We start from the raw sequence: 4,973 nt of genomic DNA on the forward strand, positions 1-4,973 counted from the left end.
GAGGTCAGTTTTGTCCCAGCCACCTGCAAATAGAATCATATTAATCAGTCTTTTTATCCTTAATCGTAAATGAAACCACGAAGGCAATTACTGCTAATGCAAGTGGGAATAGTAACCCATAGTGAACCCCCATTTGTGAAAGCAGTTCTCGAGGTGTTGGCTGCAGTAGAGGCTGCTTGGCCAAGACCTAGTAAACTTGTGGCAACGGCTGTTGAGACAGCACCGATAATTTGTTGAAAGGTATTCATGATGGTGCTACCATCTCCAGCGGTTTGTTGATCCAACGCATTTAAGCCATAAGTTTGAGTTGGTGACATTGCTAATGGAGCTCCGACCATGATGACGATATGAGCTAAAATAACGTACCAAATTGCTGAATTTTTAGTCGTAAAGAATAGCATTGCTAAACCAATAATGACAATCAAGAATCCCAAGATTGCGGGCTTCTTGGCACCACCGTTGTCGTAAAGTCGTCCAGAAAAGGCTGATACGACGGCATTGACAACACCACCGGGAAGCATGACGACCCCGGTTAAGGCAACTGCAATGGCTAATCCATTTTGCCAGAACATTGGAAGTAAGTACATTGATGATAAGATAATCCCAAAATCTAACATAACGAGGATGGAACCAATTCTAAACTGTGGACGGTTGTAAACGTGGAAGTTTAGGATTGGGGCATCTGAATGTAATTGTCTGCGAATGTAGAAGAACAGTACAATTAAAGCCACAATCAATGTAACAAGAACGTTCGCTGATCCCCAACCGTAATCAGTGGACATGCTAACGGCGACAACGAGGCCTCCAAATCCAACGGTTGATAATAGGATGGATAGAATATCAATTTTAGGCTTCGTTAACTTCGCTACATTTGGTAAGTAACGAATTGCGAAGAACAAGGCAACAAGTAAAAATGGGATAAATAACCAGAAAATCCATTCCCCTGAGAGCACCCCAAGGACAATTCCGGCCAATGTAGGACCAATGGCTGGGGCAAACATGATAACTAATCCAATCATTCCCATTGCGGATCCAAGTTTATAGGGCGGGTAGATTAACGTGGCCACTGTAAACATGAGTGGCAGAATTAATCCGGTAGCGATACCCTGAATCATTCGACCAATTAAAAGAATGGTAAAAGAAGGTGCTAACGCCGAGATTGCGGCACCAACAATAAAGTCGCATAAAGCAAAAATAATTAGACTACGGGTTGAAAACCACTTAGTCAATAAACTTGAGAGCGGTAGGACAATCCCGATAACGAGCATGTAACCAGTCACTAACCACTGAACCGTTCCAACACTGACGTGCAATTGGGTCATCAAGTTTGGTAAAGCAATGTTAAGTGACGTTTCACTTAACATCCCAACAAAGCCTCCAATTAACATGCCGAACATGGCCAGGAATGGATGTTTTACAGAAACCGCAGCTTGTGCAGCTCCATTTTGAGCATTTTCAGACATATAAATTCAAACTCCTTCGTAAATAATTTAAATTGTTCAGACAAATGGTTATTTTACAACTTATTATGGATGCTCGTAAGATAAATTTATTAGTTACGGTAAAGTAAGCGCTTTAATAAAGGAAAAGGGTCTTATTCCATGAAAAAACTCGCCAGAATAGCTGACGAGTTTTTCATTTAATTAAAATTAGTTTCCATAAACGTTTGTCAAAATTAACCTTGTTGGGGAGTCTTCCTTGAGAATAGCGACAATGTGCTTGCTTTCTGCACCCTCAACTTCGCCTAAATCGACTTCATATTGGTCGTCTACCCGTTTAATACCACTTAGTCGATCGCTAATTATTTTTCGGGTTGCTTGCGCCACCTTACTGTGTTGTTCTGCTTTTTCGACTGCCTTGACTAGGGTGTAACCTGATTCTAAATACGATTCAATTAAGCTGACCTTAGCCAGCGTGAAGTAGGAATATTTGCGATGTTTCCCTTCTTCAGATCCTGAACTAGGTTGAATGTACTCTTTTTCCTCCCAGTAACGAAGCTTGCGCTGAGAGACACCCGTAGCATTAGCAATGTCGCCAATTCCTAAAGAAAAACCGCTATGTTTTAAGATGCTCTTAACGCGTCGAATGAAGTCGTTGTCATTTATATCGTTCATGATAATACCCTTTCCTAAAACTCTTCCTTTGTAAGTCTACTCAACATTGATTATAACTTTTCTAACATCTTTGTCAATTTAATTGACAAAGATTAAAAGGCGGTCTATAGTTGATTAGACATTTAAGTATAGAAGGGAAGCCTCACATTGAATCAAGCAATAGATACAAACGGTAAAAGCTATAGCCGTACATGGTTAGTTGTCCTTCTTTTAGTCGGAACGTTCTGCACGGTTTTAAATCAGACGATTTTAACAACCGCATTTCCAACTTTAATGAAGTCATTTGACGTTACGACGTCAACAGTTCAATGGTTGACCACTGGATTTATGTTGGTTAACGGAATTATGATTCCAATTAGTGCCTGGTTAACATCCAGACTTAATTCAAAAGTTTTATATGAAAGTGCAATGATTATTTTCTTAATTGGAACAATTACTTGTTACATGGCGCCTAACTTTGGAGTCTTGCTAACAGGTCGTCTCATTCAAGCACTTGGTGTTGGGGTTACAATGCCATTGCTTCAGACGTTAATGCTATCAATTTTCCCAGCTGCTAGTCGTGGGACTGCAATGGGGTTAGCGGGATTAGTTATTGGGGTTGCACCCGCTATTGGACCGACACTTTCAGGTTGGGTAATTGATAATTACCAATGGCGTGATTTATTTGGAATGATTATTCCAATCGTGGCAATCGTTATTATTGCTGGTTTTTGGCTGATGAAGAGTGTTTTACCAACTAAGAAATCTGTATTAGATTGGCTTTCAGCCGCACTGTCAACAATTGGGTTTGGTTCCTTGCTCTATGGCTTCTCTGAAGTTGGAACAAAGGGTTGGGATGATCCAATTGTGATCACCGGACTTGTTGTTGGGGTTATCTTCATCCTCTTATTTGGTTGGAGACAATTAACCATGAAAGAACCATTCTTGGATTTACGTGTTTTAAAGAACCGTGAATTTTCAGTTTCAGCTCTGTTAAGCTCCGTTTCAATGATGGCCATGGTTGGAGTTGAAATGCTCTTACCACTTTACCTTCAGATAGTTCGTGGTGATTCAGCTTTCGAGTCTGGATTAACACTATTACCAGGAGCACTTATGATGGGTGTATTGAGTCCATTTACTGGCCGGATTTTTGACCGAATTGGTGCCAAACGGTTAGCCATCACAGGAATGTTCTTACTTCTGGCTGGTACTATTCCATTTGCCTTTATCACGAAGACGACACCAGTACCTTACCTTATCACTTTATATGCAGTTCGGATGGCCGGAATTGCCATGGCAATGATGCCAACGACAACTGCCGGGATGAACGCACTACCACTTAGAATGATGAGTAATGGGACTGCCGTTAATAATACATTGAGACAGGTTGCTTCGTCTGTTGGGACTGCTATCTTAATCAGTATTTCAACAAACGTTTCGAAGAGCAATACACCAGGGAAATCACTATTAAAATCAGACCCATTGTCATACAAGAGTGGCATATTTAATGGTATTCTTGATGGTTATCATGCTGCATTCTGGGCTGCTATTCTCTTCTGTATCGTTGGGTTCATTGTCGCATTCTTCATTAGTGGTCGTAGTCCTCGATCAATGAAGGTTTCAGTCGATGAAGGTGCTGACAAGTCAACAACTGCAAGGGGTGAAGCATAATGATTATTGCTAGTGTTGTTCTATTTGCAATTTTATTGTTCCTCTCAATGACGATGATCGATCGCGGAAATCTGCGGATAATCTTAGCACTTATATTTGGTGCGCTCACTGTTGTTTCGATGATGTTCATGACCTTTAACGATGCCAACCACTATGGCATGCATAAAGTTACCAAAACTGAAACATCAGATTTGATTTCAGTTTCACCATCAAAACAAATGAAAATGTTGCTTTATCAAAACGTTGGTACCTCTGGCAAAGAAAAGGTCTACGTTTACAAGACTCATCAAAGTCAGAAAAAGGCTTCGACCACTAATCCTGATCCTAAGAAAGCCAGCAACAGAGTTAAAACTGTATCAGGAACGCCAACACTTGTTACTAAAACAACCCGTTGGGAGTTCAACAGTAAAGCCTCTAAAGTTTGGTTTAATGCTTCAGGCTACGGTCACAAGTTAGTTAAACGTGAAAATACATTTAACATTAACAAAGACTGGATGGTCCTAAGCTCTACCCAAGCCAAAAAGCTTCAAAAACTCGTTAAGGCTAATCAAGCCAAAATGAAGACTGAAGCAAAGGCCTACGTAACTGCGCAAGTTAAAAAGTCAGTGACGGCCGCAATGACCAAGGATCCGACAATGTCTTCTACCGAACAAGCAAAAATTACCAAACAGGCAACTGCGAAAGCAACTGCCGATTATCAAAAACAAGCAATGGCTAAAATTATTGCTCAAGTTAAATAATAAATAAGTTGTTAATTAAAAAGGGGCGCCACTAACTAGATAATTTCTAGTTAGTGGCGCTCCTTTTGCTAAACAGCTTTGTACCATGGTTGTAATTTTGAAATTAATTGAATAACGCTGAGAAGCGACTCTTTGGCTTCTTTGTACGCTGGCATTTGATGGCCAAATTTTTCATTGAAGCCAGATAACCCATCGGCCACAAAGGCATATTCATATTGATAAACATTTTCATAAGCTGTCGCAAATTGTTTAAGTAATTCGTGATTTTCGCCATCGCTAAGCTGAAGCGCCATTTCAATTACTCGGAAATCCGTGTAGCCCAATTCAAACTGAATTGCCACCGCTCGAATGAATTCGTGTTGATTTTGAATGTGTTGGAAATGATGATCCGTGGTCCAAGCCAAGTTTTCTAATGATTTCTTAACATCCATCATTGTCATCTTAATTCCTCCTCGTATTATTAAAATTA

The 4,973-nt window shown here is 40.2% G+C and carries 4 protein-coding genes and 1 pseudogene; 2 read left to right on the forward strand and 3 right to left on the reverse strand.

Annotated features, from left to right (window positions below; genetic code table 11):
* Nucleotides 1–40: 40 nt before the first annotated feature.
* A pseudogene (locus tag FD44_RS09435) lies at nucleotides 41–1,463 on the reverse strand (DHA2 family efflux MFS transporter permease subunit).
* Nucleotides 1,464–1,649: 186 nt separating this feature from the next.
* Complete coding sequence (locus FD44_RS09440; protein WP_010620169.1) at nucleotides 1,650–2,114, reverse strand: MerR family transcriptional regulator; 465 nt, start codon at nucleotides 2,112–2,114, stop codon at nucleotides 1,650–1,652.
* Nucleotides 2,115–2,261: 147 nt separating this feature from the next.
* Here FD44_RS09440 and FD44_RS09445 point away from each other — a divergent pair, with 147 nt between their 5' ends.
* Nucleotides 2,262–3,764: an MDR family MFS transporter gene (locus FD44_RS09445; protein WP_010620168.1), complete on the forward strand. Its 1,503-nt coding sequence runs from the start codon at nucleotides 2,262–2,264 to the stop codon at nucleotides 3,762–3,764.
* On the forward strand, nucleotides 3,764–4,504 hold the full coding sequence (locus tag FD44_RS09450) for a DUF4811 domain-containing protein (RefSeq protein WP_010620167.1): 741 nt from the start codon (nucleotides 3,764–3,766) through the stop codon (nucleotides 4,502–4,504). The genes FD44_RS09445 and FD44_RS09450 overlap by 1 nt, the downstream gene beginning before the upstream one ends.
* A gap of 68 nt (nucleotides 4,505–4,572) precedes the next feature.
* Here FD44_RS09450 and FD44_RS09455 read toward each other — a convergent pair whose 3' ends face one another.
* On the reverse strand, nucleotides 4,573–4,938 hold the full coding sequence (locus FD44_RS09455; RefSeq protein WP_029327574.1) for a hypothetical protein: 366 nt from the start codon (nucleotides 4,936–4,938) through the stop codon (nucleotides 4,573–4,575).
* Nucleotides 4,939–4,973: the final 35 nt, after the last annotated feature.

The sequence above is a fragment of the Secundilactobacillus malefermentans DSM 5705 = KCTC 3548 genome, from assembly GCF_001436395.1.
Lineage (GTDB): Bacteria > Bacillota > Bacilli > Lactobacillales > Lactobacillaceae > Secundilactobacillus > Secundilactobacillus malefermentans.